Raw genomic sequence first — 18,490 nt, forward strand, 5'->3', positions numbered from 1 at the left:
TCGTCGGTTACGGATGTGACTGAAGCGACGCCCACACTGCCGGCCGACCACCGCGAGCTGATCTCGGACCTGTCCGGGATCGTCAGCGACTACCCCTATGGGGACCCGGAAGCGACCCTCGCCGTCCTTGTCTCCGATGCGGCGGAAGCGGTCGGCGGCAGCGGCACCCCGGAGGGCCGCCGGGAGCGGACCGGGTACACGATCCTCCTCCATGCCACCTGCTGGTATGCCTCCGCGCGCGTCTTCAGCAAGTCGCTGTTCGCGTCGTACATACAGGTCCTGGACGCGTTCCGTGCCGAGCTGGACCGGTCCTCCTGCACCTGCCCCGCGGGCGCCCACCCCGTGGACCTGGACTCGGAGTACGAGGTCGAGGCCGGGGCGAGCATGCTGACCGAGGCCGGCCGGGCCGCGTTCGCCGAGGACTACGGTCTCGCTGACGAGGAGATGGCGGCGTTCGACTGCGAAGGCTTCCTCGCGGACCTCATCGACGAGGGTGTGCACCACATGCGCGAGGCTCACCAGGAGCGCTTCGGCGACATCGACGTCTCCTATCTGGACGCACGGTTCGTCCGGGACGACGGCGGCGTCGACGTCGTCGCCATGCAGGAGGCGATCAGTCGCAGCTGGGAGAACAACACGGGCCCGGTCGCCTTGTGGTGCGCCCGCCGCTGGCTCTCAGGGCAGGTCCGGGATGAGGACCGGATCGGCCTGTTCCTGTGCTTGTGGATGGGCATCGCCCAGACGTATGAAGGCCTGCCGCCCTCCTACGCGCGTGACGTGGCCGCCGCACTCGCCACCATCGACGTGGACGCCACCTGCGGACACCCGCAACACCCCTGGTCCACCGCGGACTCCAACGTGCAGTCGCGGTACCGCGCGGTCGTCCACTTGTACGCGCCGGACGACCACCCGGACACCCCCGTGCCCGCCGAGCTCTCGGCCCGCGAGCTGTGGGAGTGCCCGGTGCAGTACGCCCAGTTGGCGCGAACGGCGCTGCACAACGTCAAGGCATGGCGCACCATGCGCGGCGGCGACGACGAGGACTGGGAGAGCTGAGCGGTCCGGCGGAGGCCGGAACGCCCGGTCACGGCTCCCCTCACGTCGGATCACGCCCCTCCGGAAAGCCGGTCGACGCCCGACGTCCCCGGCCGATACACCTGGGGCATGACCTCAACCTTCGAAGCACTGTTGCCCAGCACCGAACGCGCCCTTCTGCACCGGGTCGCCACAGCGCAGGCCGAGGGGCGCACGCCGTCCCTCGTCGGCGCCGTCGTCCGGGACGGAGAGGTGGTGTGGACGGGCGCGCGCAGCTGTGTGGACGGGCATGCGCCGGACGCCGATACGCAGTACCGCATCGGCTCCATCACCAAGACGTTCACGGCCGTGCTGGTGATGAGACTGCGGGACGAGGGGCTCCTCGATCTGGCGGACCCGCTGGAGAAGCACCTGCCCGGCACGGGGGTGGGCGAGGTGACGATCGCTCAGCTCCTCGGTCACACGGCCGGCCTCGCTGCCGAGTCCCCCGCGCCCTGGTGGGAGCGGACGCCGGGGGCGCTGCGGCCGGAGCTCGCCGATGTACTCGGCGAGCGCCCGCTCCTGCACCCGTCCGGCCGTCGGCACCACTACTCCAACACCGGCTACACGCTGCTCGGTTCACTGGTGGAGGCGGTGCGCGGGGTGTCGTGGGAAGAGGTGCTGCGGAGGGAGATCCTGGAGCCGCTGGGGCTCCTCCGTACGAGCACGCAGCCTGTCGCGCCGCACGCGGGCGGCTGGGCGGTGCACCCGTGGGCCGACGTCATGCTGCCGGAACCGGCTGAGGACCTCGGGCTGATGGCGCCGGCCGGCCAGCTCTGGTCGACGGCCGGTGACCTCTGCCGGTTCGCGGCCTTTCTCGCCGAGGGCGACGACCGTGTGCTGCGTGCGGAGACGGTGCGCGAGATGCGGACGCCCGCCGCGCCGCCGGAGACCGGCGACTGGGACAGCGGCTACGGCCTCGGACTGCAGTTGGGCCGCAGGGACGGCCGCACGCTCGTCGGGCACAGCGGTTCACTGCCGGGGTTCCTCGCCGGGCTGTGGATGAGCGTGGAGGACGGGCTGGCCGCCGTGGTGCTCGCGAACGCCACCTCCGGGCCGGTTCCCGGCGCCGTCGCCGCCGATCTCGTACGGATCGTGGCGGACGCCGAGCCGCGCCTCCCCGAGCCGTGGCGCCCGCTGCCCGACATCGCCCCGGAGCTGCTTGAGCTGACCGGCCCCTGGTACTGGGGGACGTACGCCTACGGCCTCGCTGTGGTGGCCGGACGGGGAGTGGAGCTGCGCCCTCTGCGGGGCCAGGGACGTGCGTCGCGCTTCCGGGCGGAGAGTGATTCCACCTGGATCGGTCTCGACGGCTACTACGCGGGGGAGACACTGCGGGTGGTGCGGCGCGAGGACGGCTCGGTGAGCCATCTCGACCTCGGGTCGTTCGTGTTCACGCGGGAGCCGTACGAGGCGGGTGACGCGGTGCCGGGCGGGGTGGACGAGGGTGGCTGGCGCGGCCTGTGAAGGCCCGCCCTGCCCTCATGTTTCACGTGAAACATGAGGGCGGGACTTTCTAGAGGGCCATCTTGAAGCCGACGTGGGAGGCTTCGAAGCCGAGCCGCTCGTAGAAGCGGTGGGCGTCGGTGCGAGAGGCGTCTGAGGTGAGCTGGACCAGCCGGCAGTTCTGGCGCCGGGATTCCGCCACGGCCCATTCGATGAGCTGGGTGCCGAGACCGCTGCCCCGTTCGTCGGCGTGGATCCGTACGCCCTCGATGATCGAACGGGTGGAGCCCCGCCGAGAGAGCCCCGGGACGATCGTCAGTTGCAGGGTGCCGACCACGCGGCCGTCGCGTAGGGCGACGACGAGGTGCTGGTGGGGGTCGGCGGCAAGGCGCTCGAAGGCGGTTGTGTACGGGGAGAGGTCGTCCGGCGACTCGCGCTCGGCTCCCAGCGGGTCGTCGGCGAGCATCGCCACGATCGCGGGGAGATCGGTGGAACGGGCCGGCCTGATGTCGAGAACGCTCATGGGCGCACGCTAGGCCAGGGAGGCGGGGGCGTGCAGCTCCTCCACCGCCTTGACCAGGGGGGCGAGGTCGGGGTTCTTCGCGGCCTCGTCGAGCGCCTCGCGCAGGGCGGCGTCGTTGGTGGGTCGGGCCTTCTCGAGGAGGGCCAGGCCGGCCGGTGTGACATCCGTGTAGATGCCCCGCCGGTCGGTGTCACACAGATAGCGCGTGAGCAGGCCTCGGTCCTCGAGGCGGGTGACCAGGCGGGTGGTCGCGCTCTGGCTCAGTACGACGGCGTCGGCCACCTGCTTCATCTGCAGGTGGCCGCCCGGGCCGTTGTGCTGGCGGCTGAGGACGTCGAGCAGGGAGTACTCGCGCACGCTCAGGCCGTGCTGCCCCTCGAGTGCCCGCTCGATATGTGCCTCGATCTTCCCGTGCAACAGGGAGAGGGCGCACCAGCCCTGCGAGAGCGCGGTGAGGGCCGGGTCTGTCGCTGTCATGGGGTCTCTCCTCCGTCCCGGAGCGGCTTGCCACCAGGATAGACGACGTCTGCAATAGCCCGCGCTTGCAATTAACCAGCGTCTGCAATTATTGTCGACGCTCGTAAGGCGCACACGCAATCGTCTGGAAGGCAGAACCCATGCCGCTAGCGCTCCTCGCCCTGGCCATCGGGGCGTTCGGTATCGGAACCACCGAGTTTGTGATCATGGGACTCCTGCCCCAGGTCGCTGGTGACTACGGAGTGTCGATCCCCACGGCCGGTTACCTCGTCACCGGCTACGCCCTCGGCGTCGTCCTCGGTGCCCCGGTGATGACCGTCCTGGGCACCCGGGTCTCCCGCAAGCGCATGCTCATGCTGCTGATGGGGCTCTTCATCGTCGGCAATGTGCTGTCCGCCATCGCCCCCGCCTTCGGCCTGATGCTCCTTGGCCGGGTCGTCGCCTCCCTCGCCCACGGCGCCTTCTTCGGCATCGGCTCCGTCGTCGCGGCCGATTTGGTCGCCCCGGAGCGGAAGGCCGGCGCGATCGCGATGATGTTCACCGGTCTGACCGTGGCCAATGTCGTCGGTGTGCCGGCCGGCACGTTCATCGGCCAGACGGTCGGCTGGCGCGCGACCTTCTTCGTCGTCGCCGCCCTCGGCGTGCTCGGCCTGCTGGGCGTCGCCAAGCTGGTGCCCGAGCAGCCCAAGCCCGAAGGCGTGCGGCTGCGTCATGAGCTCGCCGCATTCCGCAACGTGCAGGTGCTGCTCGCCATGGCGATGACCGTGCTCGGCTTCGGTGGCGTCTTCGCCGCGATCACCTACATCACGCCGATGATGACCGAGGCCGCCGGTTTCGCGGAGTCCTCCGTCACCTGGCTGCTCGTCCTCTTCGGCCTGGGCATGGTCGGCGGCAACCTGGTCGGCGGCAAGCTGGCCGACCGCGCGCTCATGCCGCTGCTGTACGGGTCGCTGGGCGCCCTCGCCCTGGTGCTCGCCGTCTTCACTGTGACCGCGCACCACCGGATCGCCGCCGCGGTCACGATCTTCCTGATCGGCGCCCTCGGATTCGCGACCGTACCGCCGCTGCAGAAGAGGGTCCTGGACCAGGCTTCCGGCGCGCCCACCCTCGCCTCCGCCGTCAACATCGGCGCCTTCAACCTCGGCAACGCGCTCTCCGCCTGGCTCGGCGGCATCGTGATCGCCGCCGGCTTCGGCTTCACCGCTCCGAACTGGGTCGGTGCCGTGCTCGCCGCCTCCGCCCTCGCTCTGGCCGTCCTGTCCAGCGCCTTGGAGCGCCGGGCCGGTCACCGCGCGAGCCGGGTCGTCGCCGGTGCCACGAGCCCGGAGTCGGCCGCCGAGACCGCGGCCGTCTGAGGCGTCGGTCGGGTTCCTTCACCTCCGTCCTCCCGGCCCGGGTGCCACCCAGGCCGGGAGACGCGCATGTGAGCGAGGTTTCACGTGAAACATCGCCCTTGTCCGCCCCAAAAGTGAAGATCAGGGACCGGCCCTGTGCAGAGTTGGAGGTAGAGCTGGACGGGTGTGTCGCATACGGTGATTCCATGTCCGACGCGGAGATCCGGTTGGCAGGACATGGAGGCAAGGGAGCCTAACGGGAGACGGGTGCGAAAATCCGGGCTTTCCACACTTACTCCGGCGAACCGGCGACTGGTGCCATGCTGCGACGACAGCAGCTGCGGTCAACGTCACAAAGGGTGACGGTCATCCCAGTCCATAGTGCGCCGAGGCTACTGTGGCGGCGGGCAGCGATGAGATGACGGGCAGAGCGGGGATTCAGCCACGTTCCGGACCCGCGGAAGTCCGGACACCGACCGAAAGATGTTCGAGGCGAGGCACTCTATGGACGCTCCGACCACCACGTCGGCCGACAACGGCACTTCCGGTGACAGCGGCGGGGGCGGCGGCTGGTTCACACCGCGCAAACCTGTCACGGCCGGAAGCGCGGCCGGTGGGGCCGGTGCGGCCGGACCGGCCGCGCCCCACGCCGAGCCCCCGCGGGAGGATGGCCCGGCCCAGGAGCGAATAGGCGGCCCCCGCCGCCCGCTGACGTCGATACGGATGGTGCGCGACAGCGTGGCCCGTACACCCGGGCCCAGCGTGCACCCCGCCGACGAGCCCGCTGCCCCCGGGAGCCGGCCGGGGCAGGACCGGCCCGCCGAGCACCCGGCCGCCGAGGACCACCCGGCCCCGACGCCCACCGCAGCACCCGAGGCGAGCTCTCAGGAGTCCGAAGCCGCCCAGCCGGAAGCCCTCCAGCCGGAAGCACCCGAGACCGGCTCTCCCGACGCCCGGCGCGTACGGCGCACGCTTGCCGAGGTGGGCCCCCTGGCCGACAAGGTGACCTCGTACTTCTACGCCCTGCTCTTCACGCGCCACCCCGGGCTGCGGTCCCTCTTCCCCGCCGCCATGGACGCCCAGCGCGACCGGCTCCTCAAGGCGCTGCTGACCGCCGCCGAGCACATGGACAACCCCGCGGTGCTCACCGAGTACCTCCAGCACCTGGGGCGCGGCCACCGCAAGTACGGCACGGAGGCGTCGCACTACCCGGCCGTCGGCGAGGCCCTCCTCGGAGCGCTGAGCCGGTACGCGACGACGACCTGGGACGACGAGACCGAGGCCGCCTGGGTCCGGACGTACACCACCATCTCCCAGATCATGATCGACGCCGCCGCCGAGAACGAGAAGCACGCCCCCGCCTGGTGGCACGCCGAGGTGGTCTCGCACGACGTGAGAACGCCGGACATCGCCGTCATCACGGTCCGCCCGGACCAGCCGTACCCCTTCCTCGCCGGGCAGTACACGAGCGTGGAGACGCCGTGGTGGCCCCGGATCTGGCGGAACTACTCGTTCGCCTCCGCCCCGCGCGCGGACGGTCTGCTCACCTTCCACGTCAAGGCCGTCCCGGCCGGCTGGGTGTCCAACGCGCTCGTCCATCACGCCCGCCCCGGTGACGTCCTGCGCCTGGGCCCGCCCGCCGGCTCGATGACCGTCGACCACACCACCGACAACGGCCTGCTCTGCGTGGGCGGCGGCACCGGCATCGCGCCCATCAAGGCGCTGGTCGAGGACGTCGCCGAGCACGGGGAGCGGCGCCCCGTCGAGGTCTTCTACGGTGCGCGCACCGACCACGACCTGTACGAGATCGACACGATGCTGCGGCTCCAGCAGTCGCATCCGTGGCTGGAAGTGCGCGCCGTCATCGACGGCAAGACGCAGCTGCCCGACATGGTGCGCGAGTACGGACCGTGGAACGAGTACGACGCGTACCTCTCCGGTCCGCCCGGCATGATCCGCAGCGGCGTCGACGCGCTGCGGGGCGTCGGCATGCCGTACGAGCGCATCCGGCACGACTCCCTGGACGAGCTGGTCGCCGCGGCGGGCTGACCGGGGCCCGGCTACCCCAGGTCGGGGGCGTGCATCGCGCGCACGCCCTCGATGTTGCCGTCCAGGTAGTGCCGCAGCGACAACGGCACGAGATTGACGGCGGCGATGCCGACGCGGCTGAACGGTACCCGTACGACCTCGTACTCGCCCTGCGGCTCGTCCACCTCGGGACCGTGCCGCTGGCCCGGGTCCATCGACTCCAGCCGGCAGACGAAGAAGTGCTGCACCTTCACGCCGGAGACACCACCGTCCACGATGTGCTCGACGGTGTCGACGAAACAGGGCACCACGTCGGTGATCTTCGCGCCGAGCTCCTCGTGGACCTCGCGGTGCAGCGCGTCGACGACCGTGGAGTCCTCCGGCTCGACGCCCCCGCCCGGTGTCAGCCAGTACGGGTCCATACCGGGCTTCGTGCGCTTGATCAGGATCAGGTCGTCGCCGTCGAGGAGGATGGCGCGTGCGGTGCGCTTGACCACTGGACGTTCGGTCATGGCTTGAAAATGGCCCGCGACGACCCTCCTGAAACTCCTTCTCACCAGTCGGCGGCGGCGCGCAGCAGCGACTCGTGCGCCCGCGCGATGTACGGCAGGCCCAGGGTTCCGGTGCGTACGACGAGGAAGTAGGTGCGGAGCGGGGGCACGGGCGGGTCGAGCAGCGCCACCAGTCGGCCGCGTTCCAGAGCGTCCTCGCACAGGTAGCGGGGCAGTACGGCGAGCCCCGCGCCCGAGGCGGCCGACTCCAGGACGGCGCGCAGGTCCGGTGCGATCACGGTGGCCGCGGCGGCCGGCTTGGAGTCGAAGACAGCAGCCCAGTAGCGGGTGACGAACGGCAGTGACTCGTGGACCTCGACCACCGGCAGCTGCTCCAGGACGACCGCGCCCTTGCGCAGCAGGACACCGGGAGCGAGCCGGGCGGCCCAGCGCGGGGAGGCGACCAGCACGTGCTCCTCGTCGCAGATCGGGGTGGCGGTGAGCAGGCCGCCGCGCGGCCGGGCCGTGGTGAGAGCGAGATCGTGGTGCCCGGCGGCCAGCCCCTCCAGCAGCTCCTCCGCAGCCCCGACCAGGGACGTCCGCAGCGTGAGCCCCTGCGAGATCAGCGGCGTGAGGGCGGGCAGGGCGCGTACGGCGGTGAACTCCGGCGGCCCGGCGAGATGGAGGGTGCGTACGCCGGTCTGTTCGTCGAGGCCCGCCTCCACGATCTCGACCAGCGCGTCCAGGTGCGGGGCCGCGCGATGGGCGAGCTCGTCGCCGATCGTGGTGGGCGTGACGCCGCGGGCCTGGCGCAGGAACAGCGGGCGGCCCAGCTGCCGCTCGAGGCTGCGGATCTGGCTGGTCACGGCGGGCTGGGAGAGCCCCAGCAGGGCGGCGGCACGGGTGAAGGAGCCGGCCCGGTGCACCGTGACGAACGTGCGCAGCAGGGCAAGGTCCATGCCCGACCCCCTCCCACCTTCCCGGCGCGTCGGCAGGACGGCGCTTGCCTGACGGTTCATCAGAGCCGTCCAACTATAAATAAGTCGATAGGTCGCTGTCGCTACTGTGATTGGACACTGACGCAGAGTCAACTAGCCTTGTTCACGCGGAATCTCCGCGCGTAAAGGGGGAGGGCGGTCCGAGCCACGAGGGGGGAGGCTCGGACCGCCCTTTCCGCGTACCGTCGTCCCCGGTCATGCCGGCTGAGGCGCCGCCTCGTCCAGTGCCCGCAGCACATCGGCCACCAGATCGCCGGCGTCCTCCGCGCCGACGGAGAAGCGGATGAAGCCCTCCGGTACCGCGTCCCCGCCCCACCGCGCGCGTCGCTCCGCCGTGGAGCGCACTCCGCCGAAGCTGGTGGCGTCGTCCACGAGCCGCAGCGCGTCGAGGAAGCGCTCCGCCCATGCCCGGTCCGGCAGGACGAACGAGACGACCGACCCATAGCGCCGCATCTGACTCGCGGCCACCTTGTGGGACGGGTCCTCCGGCAGCCCGGGGTAGCGCAGCCCGGTCACGTCGTCGCGGCCGGCCAGGGCTTCGGCGAGCGCCAGCGCGTTCGCGCACTGGCGGTCGACGCGGAGCGCCAGTGTGGCCAGGGAGCGGTGGGCGAGCCACGCTTCCATGGGGCCCGGAATCGCGCCGACGATCTTGCGCCAGCGCCGTACCGACGCGGCCAGCCGTGTGTCGCGGCAGGCCACATGGCCGAACATGATGTCACCGTGGCCGGTCATGCCCTTGGTGTCGCTGGCCACGGAGAAGTCCGCGCCCAGCTCCAGCGGACGCTGCCCGAGCGGGGTGGCGAGGGTGTTGTCGACCGCGACGAGCGCGCCCCCGGCGTGCGCCTCCCGCACCAGCCGCCGGATGTCGCACACCTCCAGGCCCGGGTTCGACGGCGTCTCGATCCACAGCAGCCGCGCGCCCTCCAGGACGGTCAGCTGCGCGTCGCCGCCGGTCGGCGCGGTGCGTACCTCGATCCCGTACGCCTCCAGCTGCTCGCGCACCAGGGGCAGCGCCTGGTAGCCGTCGGCCGGCAGGACGACCGCGTCCCCGGCCTTCAGTTGCGAGAACAGCACCGCCGAGATGGCGGCCATGCCGGAGGCGAAGGCCACGGTCTCGACGCCGTCCGGGTCCTCGGGCGCCTCCAGTTCACCGATGGCCCGCTCCAGCAGCGTCCAAGTCGGGTTCTCGTCCCGCCCGTACGTGTACGGGCCGGTCGGCTCGCCCGGGAGGTGGTAGTGGGCGGCGAACACCGGCCCGGGCAGGGTCGGCTCGTACTTCTGCGGATCGGGCAGCCCGGCCCGTACCGCTCTGGTCCCGTCTCCGATGCGCGTGCCGGCCATCAGTCCCTGCCCTCGGGAAGGATGACGTTGAGGGCCCACGACACGATCGAGATGATCAGGCCGCCCAGGACGGCGGTCCAGAAGCCCTCGACGTGGAAGTTCAGGTCGAGCTCGTCGGCGAGCCAGGACGTCAGCAGCAGCATCAGCGCGTTCACGACCAGGGTGAACAGGCCGAGCGTGATGACGAACAGCGGCAGTGTGAGCAGCTTCACCACCGGCTTGACGAGGAAGTTCACCACGCCGAAGACCAGGGCGACCAGGACCAGCGTCAGCGTCTTCTTGCCGGTGCTGTCACCGGTCAGCGTGATGTCCTGGAGCAGCCAGATCGCCACCGCCAGGGCGGCCGCGTTCGCGATCGTCTTGACTACGAAATTCATCATGTGTCTGATCGTGGCAGACAGGACCGGAGCGAGCGCAGGGGCGGGACGGGCGATGAAGGCATTCCGACTGGACGAGCTGGAGGCGGAGCGCGCCGCCAACGACGGTGCGTATCTGCAGTTCCTGCGTGAGCGGAACATGTCGGTCGGCCTGTACGCGCTCGACGCCGGCGATCTCGACCCGCAGAAGCCGCACAACGAGGACGAGGTGTACGTCATCGTCAGCGGCCGGGCGTCGATCACGGTAGGGCTGGAGACGACGCAGGTGGGGCGGGGCAGTGTGGTGTACGTCCCGGCCGGTGTGCCGCACAAGTTCCACCACATCACCGAGGACCTGCGGGTGCTGGTGGTGTTCTCTCCGCCCGAGAGCTGACCCCGGCCGCGAAGCCGCCCTGGATCCGTCAGACCCTAGGGGAAGGATCAGGGGAGAGCGAGGGGCGCGGAGCCCCCGCCGGCCGCCCCTGCGCGCCTAGCATCGAAGACGTCAAGGTCCACAGATCCGGCGGCGCAGAGAGACGAGGCAGGGACGATGGCGGTGAAGGAGCTTCTGGTGGGGCTGCCGTGGTGGGTGAAGTGGGTTGCCATACCCCTCATCGCGGTGCTGGTCTTCGGTGGCCTGATCGCGAGCGCGGTCGTCATGCTGGTCGGGCTGCTGTTCAAGGTGCTGGTGTTCGTCGCGCTCGTCGGCGGACTGATCTACGTCGTACGGAAGTTCACGTCGTCCTCGTCATCCTCGTCGTCCCGCAGCGACTGGTGACGGCGGCGGTCTTCCCCCGCCCCTTCCCGTATCCGGCCACCTGCCCGGGTGTTAGCCCGGGCGGGGGAACGGCCCCCGCGAAACCCCGCCCCGGCAGGAGGCTGCCCATAGAGTGGCAGCCTTCCTCGGCGACACGGCGCGGCTGTGCAGAATCGTCGCAGCAAGATCGAGTCGCCCGCAGTACCAGAAAACTCACTCCTTGTGATCCTCTAGTCCCTCCAGGACGATGACGATTAAACCAAGAGGGCGTTGTTCACCACTGCTTCATCCACTGCGGGGTACATGATGCGCGAGTCGGTTCAGGCCGAGGTCCTGATGAGTTTCATCGTTTCCGAGGAGCTCTGCTTCAGGATTCCGGTCGAGCTCGGGTACGAGACGAAGGATCCCTTCGCGGTCCGGATGACCTTCCACCTGCCCGGGGACGCCCCGGTGACCTGGGCGTTCGGACGCGAGCTGCTGCTCGACGGGATCAACGCACCGAGCGGCGAGGGAGACGTCCACATCACGCCGACCGGGCCGGAGGACCTGTCGGACGTCAGCATCCGCTTGCAGGTCGGCGCCGACCGGGCGCTCTTCCGCGCGAGCGCGCCACCGCTGGTGGCGTTCCTGGACCGCACCGACAAGCTGGTGCCCCTGGGGCAGGAGCTCACGCTCGGTGACTTCGAGCAGGACCTGGAGGATGCGCTCGGCCGGATCCTCGCCGAGGAGAACGCCGGCTGACCCTCCAGGGCCGGTCACCTCTTGCGCCGGCGGCCCCGGCCGCCCCGGCCCGTCGTGGCCGCCGCGGCGGCGGGCCCCGTCCCTCCGGCGGTGCCCGGCCGGTCGGCGGAGACGACGAGCGCGGCCAGCGCGGTGGTGACCGGCACCGAGGCGACCAGCCCGATCGAGCCGACCAGCGTCCGTACGATCTCCTGGGCCACGATCTCGCTGTTGGCGACCGTCCCCACGCTGCTCTGCGCGATGGAGAAGAGCAGCAGCAGCGGGAGCGCCGCGCCCGCGTACGCCAGCACCAGCGTGTTGACCACCGAGGCGATGTGGTCGCGGCCGATGCGGATACCGGCCCGGTACAGCGCCCGCGGGCCCATCGACGGGTCCGCCTGGTGCAGTTCCCACACGGCTGACGTCTGGGTCACCGTCACATCGTCGAGCACGCCCAGCGAACCGATGATCACGCCGGCCAGCAGAAGACCGGACATGTCGATGTTCGGGTAGAGCCCGTGGATCAGGCCGGTGTAGTCGTCGGTGTTGCCGGTGAGCGACGCCCAGCCGATGAAAGCGGAGCCCAGCAGGCCGATCAGCAGCAGTGAGATGAGCGTGCCCAGCACCGCCACCGATGTCCGCGCGGTCAGGCCGTGGCACAGGTAGAGCGCCATCAGCATGATCGCGCTCGACCCCACCACCGCGACGACCAGTGGGTTGGACCCCTGCAGGATCGCCGGGAGGATGAAGAGCGTCAGGACGAGGAAGCTCAAGGCGAGGGCGGTCAGCGCCATCAGACCGCGCATCCGGCCGACGGCCACCACCGCCAGCGCGAAGACGCCGGCGAGCAGCGCCACCGGGATCCTGCGGTCCACGTCCGTGACGGAGTACTGCAGATCGCGGGGGGCGTCGGGCGCGTACGCCACCACGACGCCCTGGCCTTCGTCCAGTTGGCGGGGCGAGTCCGGCTGGACCACCTCGACGAACGTGCGGCCCTTGTCCTCGCCCGTGGTGACCTCGACCGTCGCCTTCGCGCACTTGCCCTGCTGGGCGTTGACCGCCTCGCGCCCCTGGGGTGTCGTCGTGTCACCGGTCGGTGGGACCTGAGCGGCGTTCACGTCCTTGCAGTCCACCCGCTCGACGCGGACGACCGTGCCTTGCTCGGTCTGCCGGTCGAAGCCCACACCGGTGCGTTCGTGGGCCGGGGCGCCGCCTGGCCACAAGATGGCGAGACCGACGACGACCGCCGTGGCGAAGGGGATCAGTACGGCCGCGATGACCTTGCGCAGATGCCGGGAGACCGGCGCGGCAGGGCCGTGGCTGTGCGCATGGCCGTGCGCATGACCGAGTGCGTGCCGGTCCGGCTCAGGTGTCTCGTGCGAGGAAGTCACGGACCGATCATCGCAAGAACGTGGGGCCCCCTCTGTTCAGCGCGGCCGCAAGGACGCTAGCGTGGTGACACCTTTGCACACGCGGGAGCTCGGAGCACCGGGCTGAGAGGGCGCTGATCTCCGTACGAGACGTACGGGAAACGCTGCGTCGACCGCCGAACCTGTTACCGGGTAATGCCGGCGTAGGGAGTAGGTCACGATGACCGTTCAGGACGCACGCACGCCTGCCTCGAACCAGAACGACGAGGCCGGGAAGTCCATCGGATGGCACAAGGGGTACCTCGAGGGCTCGCGCCCCGACCTCCGTGTGCCGGTCCGCAAGGTGCACCTCACCAACGGCAAGGACGTGACGCTGTACGACACGTCAGGGCCGTACACCGATCCGAATGTCGAGACCGACGTACGCCGCGGCCTGCCACCGCTGCGGGAGAACTGGATCATCGGGCGCGGCGACACCGAGGAGTACGCCGGCCGCCCGGTGCGCCCCGAGGACGACGGGATCAAGCACACCTCGCCGCGCGGCGGGCTGCGCAACCTCGACGCCGTCTTCCCGGGCCGTCCGCGCCAGCCCCGCCGGGGCCGTGACGGACAGGCGGTGACGCAGCTCGCGTACGCCCGCCGTGGCGAGATCACGCCGGAGATGGAGTACGTCGCGATCCGCGAGAACGTATCCCCGGAGGTCGTCCGCGAGGAGATCGCGGCGGGCCGCGCGGTGCTGCCGGCGAACGTCAACCACCCGGAGATCGAGCCGATGATCATCGGCAAGCGGTTCCTGGTGAAGGTCAACGCCAACATCGGCAACTCCGCGGTCACCTCGTCCATCGAGGAGGAGGTGGAGAAGATGACCTGGGCCACCCGCTGGGGTGCCGACACGGTCATGGACCTCTCCACCGGCCGCAACATCCACACCACCCGCGAGTGGGTGCTGCGCAACTCGCCCGTCCCGATCGGCACCGTGCCGCTCTACCAGGCGCTGGAGAAGGTCGACGGCAGGGCCGAGGAACTGACCTGGGACATCTACAAGGACACGGTCATCGAGCAGGCCGAGCAGGGCGTCGACTACATGACCGTCCACGCCGGCGTGCTCCTGCGGTACGTGCCGCTGACGGCGCGCCGCAAGACCGGCATCGTCTCACGCGGCGGCTCCATCATGGCCGCGTGGTGCCTGGCGCACCACAAGGAGTCGTTCCTGTACGAGAACTTCGAGGAGCTCTGCGAGATCCTCGCCGCGTACGACGTGACGTTCTCGCTCGGTGACGGCCTGCGGCCCGGCTCGATCGCGGACGCCAACGACGAGGCGCAGTTCGCGGAGCTGCGGACGCTCGGCGAGCTGAACCAGATCGCCAAGCGGCACAACGTCCAGACGATGATCGAGGGCCCGGGCCATGTCCCGATGCACAAGATCAAGGAGAACATCGACCTCCAGCAGGAGATCTGCGAGGAGGCGCCGTTCTACACGCTCGGCCCGCTGACCACCGACGTGGCGCCCGCCTACGACCACATCACCTCGGGTATCGGCGCCGCGATGATCGCCTGGTGGGGCACCGCGATGCTCTGCTACGTCACGCCGAAGGAGCACCTCGGCCTTCCGAACCGGGACGACGTGAAGACCGGTGTCATCACGTACAAGATCGCCGCGCACGCGGCGGACCTGGCCAAGGGGCACCCGGGCGCGCAGGAGTGGGACGACGCGCTGTCGGACGCGCGGTTCGAGTTCCGGTGGGAGGACCAGTTCAACCTGGCCCTCGACCCGGACACGGCGCGGGAGTTCCACGACGAGACGCTGCCCGCCGAGCCGGCGAAGACCGCGCACTTCTGCTCGATGTGCGGTCCGAAGTTCTGCTCGATGAAGATCTCGCAGGACATCCGGCGGGAGCACGGCGGGGATCTCAAGCAGGACGAGATCGAGGCGGGGATGGCGGAGAAGTCGGCGGAGTTCGCCGCCGCCGGGAACCGGGTCTACCTGCCGCTGGCGGACTGACACCGCGGACCCGCTCACGCGGGTGCGAACGGATGTTTCACGTGAAACACACGCCCCGGTGCACCGGTCATTCCGACCGGTGCTCGGGGCCGCCGAAGTCCCGGCTCCCGAACTCCGGCCCGGCGAAGTCGGGGCTGGTGAAGTCCGGGCTGGTGAAGGCCGGCCGCGACGCCGAACCGCCCTCGCTCGGGCTGGAGAAGTCCGGCCCGCTGTAACCGACCTTCGGGATCCGCCCGAGCGGGCGCGGCGGGACGCCGGAGGTCGGGTCGGCGCTCGGGTCGGCCAGGGCGTCGCGCAGGAACGGCAAGATGCCCCGCTCCAGGAGGGCATGCCGCCATGCCTCTCGCGCCCGGCCGATCTCGTCCGGCAGTTCACCTCCGGGCTCCTGGGCGGACACCTGCGTCGAGCTGTTGCGCAGGGCCGTGACCAGCAGGCCGACGGCGGCGACCAGAATGCCGAGCGCCGTGACGCCGGCGAAGAACCACCCGGCGGTGAGCAGCGGCTTCGCGAACGACGGCGCCGGGTCGAGGGCCATGAGCAGATAGCCGACGAGCAGGAAGATGAGCGCGGCGGTGCCGGCGAGCACCGGTGCGAGCACGGTGACGACGACACCGAGCCCGGCGCCCGGGCCGTCCGCCGACTCGTCGTCGGAGCCGGACAGCAGGGAGTCGATGGCGGACAGGCGCGTGGGCGTACGCGACTCCTCGCGCACCTTCACGAAGTGGTCGTACTCGGCGGCGGCGGCCGCGGTGATGAGCGCCGTCGCGTTCAGGGCCATGGTGCGCAGCTGTTCGGCGTTCAGCCGCTGCCCGATCGCGGCGAGTTCCGGACGTTCGTGCGCGTTGCGCAGTGCCTCGTCGAGGAGGCGCTCGTACTCGGAGCGGTCCTCGGTCAGCAGGTGCGGAGCGCTGTTCATGTGCATCCCCCGATGCTCCGTAGGGCCGGTTTGCCCGCGTAGAACGGGCAGTTGGGCGGAAACGGAGGAGAGCCTGCTACGGATAACCCGATGGTAGAGCGGTTATGGCGGGGGGTGACAGAGGAATTCCGGAAAACGCTGGTCCGGCTCGGGACGAGTTATGGCTCAGTTGTACAAGGGGAGCTGAACGACCAGCAGCTTTCCGGCCATGGTCACCCCGCCGTCCATGGCGATCGCGAGCCCGTCCGCGTACACGTGCGGCCCCTCGACGGACGGGCCGCCGCCGTCCTCGCCGTCCTCGGAGCCGACTTCCCCGAGCAGGTACGGGATCGGGCTGTGGCCGTGGACGATGCGCTGTCCGCCGTAGGCCGCCAGCAGCTCGCGTACGGCCATGGGGCCGCCCTCGTCCCGGAAGGCGAAGCGCTTGGTGAGCTTGCGGAACAGGTCCCAGCACTCGTCGGCGTCGTTGCGGGTGAGGATCTCGTGGACGGTGTCGTTGACGTCCTCGATGGTGGAGCCGTACTCCAGGTAGGCGGTGGTGTCGGAGTGGAGCAGCAGGTGGCCGTCCTCCTCGACGATCGCGTCCAGCCGGGACATCCACTGGAGGTGGACGTCCTGGAGCCGGTCCATGTCGCTCTTCTGGCCGCCGTTGAGGAGCCAGGCGGCCTGGAAGGTGGCGGTGCCCGCGCCGGAGTTGACCGGGGTGTCGCCGAACCGCTTGGCGCCGATCAGCAGCAGCTCGTGGTTGCCCATCAGGGCCTTGCAGTAGCCGCCGGCAGCCGCGGCCTCGGCGGACAGCCGCATGACGAGGTCGATGACGCCGATGCCGTCGGGGCCCCGGTCGGTGAAGTCGCCGAGGAACCAGAGGCGGGCGTTGCCCGCGGACCAGTGCCCGTCGGCGTCGATGAGCCCCTGCTCGCGCAGCGCGGCGATCAGCTCGTCGAGGTACCCGTGGACGTCTCCGACCACGTACAGCGGGCCGGGGCCCGGGACGGGGGCGGGGGCCTGCTCGGGGAGGGGGGCCGGAGCCGGCGGCGGGGCGGTGGCGACCTGCACGGTGTCGCCTCGGTTGATCACCGGGAGGTCGCGCTCGGTGGGCGTGTACCCCTCCGGGAACTCCCCCTCCGGGAACGCGTTGCCGGGGTGCCCGGCGTGACCCTGCACCGGCACCTGCGCGTACGGCGGCACGCGGAAGTCACGCAACGTCGCCGTCCGCACCACGGGTCCTTGACCGGCCCCCTGAGTCATCGACCCCTCCACCACCGTCGCGACGCCCTACACCTGGCAGACCGGCCTGGTCGGGGCGGCCCGCGGTGTCGTCCGCCCATCATAGGAATGAGGCCCCAGCTGTGTGACGCACCAGGGGTGGTGAATCCGGGTCCACCCCTGAGCTACTGACTGTTTCGCCCCAATTGGGAAGATCTGCCCCTGGTCTTGGCGCGGGGCGGGTCCGCGTTCACTCCTGGGAGGGCGATCGGGGAGGGCTGACAGTCGTACGGGTGGAGCGCCGCTGGGACGACGTCCGCACGATCAGCTCGGTCGGTATGACCTGCTCGACCGGGCGGTCGGAGTCGATGCCCTCGATGGCGTCGATGAGGAGCTGGACGACCGCGGTGCCGATCCGGCGCGGCTTGAGGGAGAGCGTGGTGACGGGCGGCTCGGTGGCGGCGTACACGGTGGACTCGCTGCAGCACACCAGGAGCAGGTCGTCGGGGACGCGCAGTCCGTAGCGCCGCGCCGCCGCGAGCAGGTCGGTGCCGTTGGGGTCGAAGAGGCCGTAGACGGCGTCGGGGCGGTCCGGGCGGGCGAGCAGCCGGTCGGCCGCGACGGCGCCGGCGCACGGATCGTGGGCCGGGTACGCCTCGTAGACGGGGTCCTGTCCGACCCGCTCGCACCAGTTGAGGTACGCGGTAGTGGAGAGCCGGGTGTAGGTGTCGGTGCTGGTGCCGGTGAGCAGGCCGATCCGGCGGGCGCCGGCGGCGGCGAGGTGGTCGAGCAGGTCGAGGACGGCGGCTTCGTGGTCGTTGTCGACCCAGGCGGTCACCGGGAGGGTGCCCGCGGGGCGGCCGTCGGAGACGACGGGCAGGCCCTGGCGGACGAGCTCGGTGACGACCGGGTCGTGGTCGGAGGGGTCGATGACGACGGTGCCGTCGAGGGCGACGTTCGACCAGACGTCATGGCGGGAGGTGGCGGGCAGGATGACCAGGGCGTAGCCGCGGGCGAGCGCGGCGGAGGTGGCGGCCCTGGCCATCTCGGCGAAGTACGCGAATTCGGTGAAGGTGAAAGGTTCATCCCCGTAGGTCGTCACGGTCAGGCCGATGAGGCCGGACTTGCCGGTACGGAGCGTGCGGGCCGCGGCGGACGGGCGGTAACCCAGTCGCTCGGCGACCTCGCGGACATGGCGGCGGGTGGCGTCCGGGAGCCGGCCCTTGCCGTTGAGCGCGTCGGAGACAGTCGTGATGGAGACCCCGGCTGCGGCGGCCACGTCCCGGATGCCCGCTCGCCCCTGCCGGCTTCCCCGGGTCTGTGCCCGGCTCACCTGGTGCTTCCCTGCTGCTGTCATGGCGAGCCGATAGTAGGGCGAGGGGGGCCGGTTGAGCCGGTCGCATATTCACCCGTTGACAGGGACGTTTCTGCATGGTCTGGACCCCCCAACA

18 protein-coding genes and 1 riboswitch are annotated in these 18,490 nt (G+C 70.6%); of the genes, 8 read left to right on the plus strand and 10 right to left on the minus strand.

Annotated elements, in window-relative coordinates; all coding sequences use genetic code 11:
- Window positions 1–15 precede the first annotated feature (15 nt).
- Both ABZX67_RS00725 and ABZX67_RS00730 read left to right on the plus strand, forming a co-directional pair.
- Window positions 16–1,056: a hypothetical protein gene (locus ABZX67_RS00725; RefSeq protein WP_355352263.1), complete on the plus strand. Its 1,041-nt coding sequence runs from the start codon at window positions 16–18 to the stop codon at window positions 1,054–1,056.
- A gap of 108 nt (window positions 1,057–1,164) precedes the next feature.
- Window positions 1,165–2,541: a serine hydrolase domain-containing protein gene (locus ABZX67_RS00730; RefSeq protein WP_355352266.1), complete on the plus strand. Its 1,377-nt coding sequence runs from the start codon at window positions 1,165–1,167 to the stop codon at window positions 2,539–2,541.
- Between the two features lie 49 nt (window positions 2,542–2,590).
- Here the strand turns inward: ABZX67_RS00730 and ABZX67_RS00735 are convergent, their stop codons facing one another.
- A complete protein-coding gene (locus tag ABZX67_RS00735; RefSeq protein ID WP_355352269.1) occupies window positions 2,591–3,043 on the minus strand; it encodes a GNAT family N-acetyltransferase in 453 nt (150 codons plus the stop codon).
- 9 nt (window positions 3,044–3,052) lie between these two features.
- Window positions 3,053–3,520: a MarR family transcriptional regulator gene (locus tag ABZX67_RS00740; protein WP_355352272.1), complete on the minus strand. Its 468-nt coding sequence runs from the start codon at window positions 3,518–3,520 to the stop codon at window positions 3,053–3,055.
- A 140-nt stretch (window positions 3,521–3,660) separates the two neighbouring features.
- Here ABZX67_RS00740 and ABZX67_RS00745 point away from each other — a divergent pair, with 140 nt between their 5' ends.
- The gene (locus ABZX67_RS00745; protein WP_355352275.1) at window positions 3,661–4,875 is read left to right on the plus strand and encodes an MFS transporter; all 1,215 of its coding nucleotides are present in this window, start codon (window positions 3,661–3,663) and stop codon (window positions 4,873–4,875) included.
- A 483-nt stretch (window positions 4,876–5,358) separates the two neighbouring features.
- Window positions 5,359–6,903, plus strand: coding sequence for a globin domain-containing protein (locus ABZX67_RS00750; RefSeq protein ID WP_355352278.1), 1,545 nt, complete (start codon window positions 5,359–5,361; stop codon window positions 6,901–6,903).
- Between the two features lie 11 nt (window positions 6,904–6,914).
- Here the strand turns inward: ABZX67_RS00750 and ABZX67_RS00755 are convergent, their stop codons facing one another.
- The 4 genes from ABZX67_RS00755 to ABZX67_RS00770 all read right to left on the minus strand — a co-directional run bounded on the left by ABZX67_RS00755 (window position 6,915) and on the right by ABZX67_RS00770 (window position 10,092).
- Window positions 6,915–7,394: an NUDIX hydrolase gene (locus tag ABZX67_RS00755; protein ID WP_355352281.1), complete on the minus strand. Its 480-nt coding sequence runs from the start codon at window positions 7,392–7,394 to the stop codon at window positions 6,915–6,917.
- Window positions 7,395–7,435: 41 nt separating this feature from the next.
- Window positions 7,436–8,332 carry a LysR family transcriptional regulator gene (locus tag ABZX67_RS00760; RefSeq protein WP_355352284.1) on the minus strand — a complete coding sequence of 299 codons (897 nt, stop codon included), beginning with the start codon at window positions 8,330–8,332 and terminating at the stop codon, window positions 7,436–7,438.
- Between the two features lie 234 nt (window positions 8,333–8,566).
- Complete coding sequence (locus tag ABZX67_RS00765; RefSeq protein WP_355352287.1) at window positions 8,567–9,712, minus strand: cystathionine gamma-lyase; 1,146 nt, start codon at window positions 9,710–9,712, stop codon at window positions 8,567–8,569.
- The gene (locus ABZX67_RS00770) at window positions 9,712–10,092 is read right to left on the minus strand and encodes a phage holin family protein (RefSeq protein WP_355352290.1); all 381 of its coding nucleotides are present in this window, start codon (window positions 10,090–10,092) and stop codon (window positions 9,712–9,714) included. The genes ABZX67_RS00765 and ABZX67_RS00770 overlap by 1 nt, the downstream gene beginning before the upstream one ends.
- A 52-nt stretch (window positions 10,093–10,144) precedes the next feature.
- Here ABZX67_RS00770 and ABZX67_RS00775 point away from each other — a divergent pair, with 52 nt between their 5' ends.
- The 3 genes from ABZX67_RS00775 (at window position 10,145) to ABZX67_RS00785 (ending at window position 11,566) form a co-directional block, all read left to right on the plus strand.
- Entirely contained in the window at window positions 10,145–10,462 is a 318-nt protein-coding gene (locus ABZX67_RS00775; protein ID WP_355352293.1) for a cupin domain-containing protein, read from the plus strand.
- Window positions 10,463–10,624: 162 nt separating this feature from the next.
- On the plus strand, window positions 10,625–10,846 hold the full coding sequence (locus ABZX67_RS00780; protein WP_355352296.1) for a DUF5326 family protein: 222 nt from the start codon (window positions 10,625–10,627) through the stop codon (window positions 10,844–10,846).
- Between the two features lie 285 nt (window positions 10,847–11,131).
- Window positions 11,132–11,566 carry an SsgA family sporulation/cell division regulator gene (locus ABZX67_RS00785; protein WP_355352717.1) on the plus strand — a complete coding sequence of 145 codons (435 nt, stop codon included), beginning with the start codon at window positions 11,132–11,134 and terminating at the stop codon, window positions 11,564–11,566.
- Window positions 11,567–11,580: 14 nt separating this feature from the next.
- Here ABZX67_RS00785 and ABZX67_RS00790 read toward each other — a convergent pair whose 3' ends face one another.
- Complete coding sequence (locus ABZX67_RS00790) at window positions 11,581–12,936, minus strand: YibE/F family protein (RefSeq protein WP_355352299.1); 1,356 nt, start codon at window positions 12,934–12,936, stop codon at window positions 11,581–11,583.
- A 71-nt stretch (window positions 12,937–13,007) separates the two neighbouring features.
- A riboswitch (TPP riboswitch) is annotated at window positions 13,008–13,142 on the plus strand.
- On the opposite strand from ABZX67_RS00790, the gene thiC reads away from it, so the two are divergent.
- Window positions 13,136–14,917 (plus strand): phosphomethylpyrimidine synthase ThiC, encoded by a 1,782-nt coding sequence (gene thiC, locus ABZX67_RS00795; protein ID WP_355352302.1) that lies wholly within the window; start codon window positions 13,136–13,138, stop codon window positions 14,915–14,917. Its footprint overlaps the riboswitch before it by 7 nt.
- A 67-nt stretch (window positions 14,918–14,984) precedes the next feature.
- Here thiC and ABZX67_RS00800 read toward each other — a convergent pair whose 3' ends face one another.
- From ABZX67_RS00800 to ABZX67_RS00810, 3 genes are all read right to left on the minus strand, one after another.
- Window positions 14,985–15,839: a hypothetical protein gene (locus ABZX67_RS00800; RefSeq protein ID WP_355352305.1), complete on the minus strand. Its 855-nt coding sequence runs from the start codon at window positions 15,837–15,839 to the stop codon at window positions 14,985–14,987.
- A 159-nt stretch (window positions 15,840–15,998) separates the two neighbouring features.
- Window positions 15,999–17,081, minus strand: coding sequence for a metallophosphoesterase (locus tag ABZX67_RS00805; RefSeq protein ID WP_355352308.1), 1,083 nt, complete (start codon window positions 17,079–17,081; stop codon window positions 15,999–16,001).
- Window positions 17,082–17,289: 208 nt separating this feature from the next.
- Window positions 17,290–18,396 carry a LacI family DNA-binding transcriptional regulator gene (locus tag ABZX67_RS00810; protein WP_355352310.1) on the minus strand — a complete coding sequence of 369 codons (1,107 nt, stop codon included), beginning with the start codon at window positions 18,394–18,396 and terminating at the stop codon, window positions 17,290–17,292.
- Between the last annotated feature and the right edge of the window lie 94 nt (window positions 18,397–18,490).

It is taken from the genome of Streptomyces sp. NPDC003036, from assembly GCF_040611175.1.
Lineage (GTDB): Bacteria > Actinomycetota > Actinomycetes > Streptomycetales > Streptomycetaceae > Streptomyces.

Bases quoted from the DNA above. Each gene is read 5' to 3' on its own strand.
- ABZX67_RS00740 (WP_355352272.1), bottom strand. From the start codon at position 3,520: ATGACAGCGACAGACCCGGCCCTCACCGCGCTCTCGCAGGGCTGGTGC.
- ABZX67_RS00745 (WP_355352275.1), top strand. From the start codon at position 3,661: ATGCCGCTAGCGCTCCTCGCCCTGGCCATCGGGGCGTTCGGTATCGGA.
- ABZX67_RS00750 (WP_355352278.1), top strand. From the start codon at position 5,359: ATGGACGCTCCGACCACCACGTCGGCCGACAACGGCACTTCCGGTGAC.
- ABZX67_RS00760 (WP_355352284.1), bottom strand. From the start codon at position 8,332: ATGGACCTTGCCCTGCTGCGCACGTTCGTCACGGTGCACCGGGCCGGC.
- ABZX67_RS00755 (WP_355352281.1), bottom strand. From the start codon at position 7,394: ATGACCGAACGTCCAGTGGTCAAGCGCACCGCACGCGCCATCCTCCTC.
- ABZX67_RS00770 (WP_355352290.1), bottom strand. From the start codon at position 10,092: ATGATGAATTTCGTAGTCAAGACGATCGCGAACGCGGCCGCCCTGGCG.
- ABZX67_RS00735 (WP_355352269.1), bottom strand. From the start codon at position 3,043: ATGAGCGTTCTCGACATCAGGCCGGCCCGTTCCACCGATCTCCCCGCG.
- ABZX67_RS00765 (WP_355352287.1), bottom strand. From the start codon at position 9,712: ATGGCCGGCACGCGCATCGGAGACGGGACCAGAGCGGTACGGGCCGGG.
- ABZX67_RS00800 (WP_355352305.1), bottom strand. From the start codon at position 15,839: ATGCACATGAACAGCGCTCCGCACCTGCTGACCGAGGACCGCTCCGAG.
- thiC (WP_355352302.1), top strand. From the start codon at position 13,136: ATGACCGTTCAGGACGCACGCACGCCTGCCTCGAACCAGAACGACGAG.
- ABZX67_RS00785 (WP_355352717.1), top strand. From the start codon at position 11,132: ATGCGCGAGTCGGTTCAGGCCGAGGTCCTGATGAGTTTCATCGTTTCC.
- ABZX67_RS00810 (WP_355352310.1), bottom strand. From the start codon at position 18,396: ATGACAGCAGCAGGGAAGCACCAGGTGAGCCGGGCACAGACCCGGGGA.
- ABZX67_RS00805 (WP_355352308.1), bottom strand. From the start codon at position 17,081: ATGACTCAGGGGGCCGGTCAAGGACCCGTGGTGCGGACGGCGACGTTG.
- ABZX67_RS00775 (WP_355352293.1), top strand. From the start codon at position 10,145: ATGAAGGCATTCCGACTGGACGAGCTGGAGGCGGAGCGCGCCGCCAAC.
- ABZX67_RS00730 (WP_355352266.1), top strand. From the start codon at position 1,165: ATGACCTCAACCTTCGAAGCACTGTTGCCCAGCACCGAACGCGCCCTT.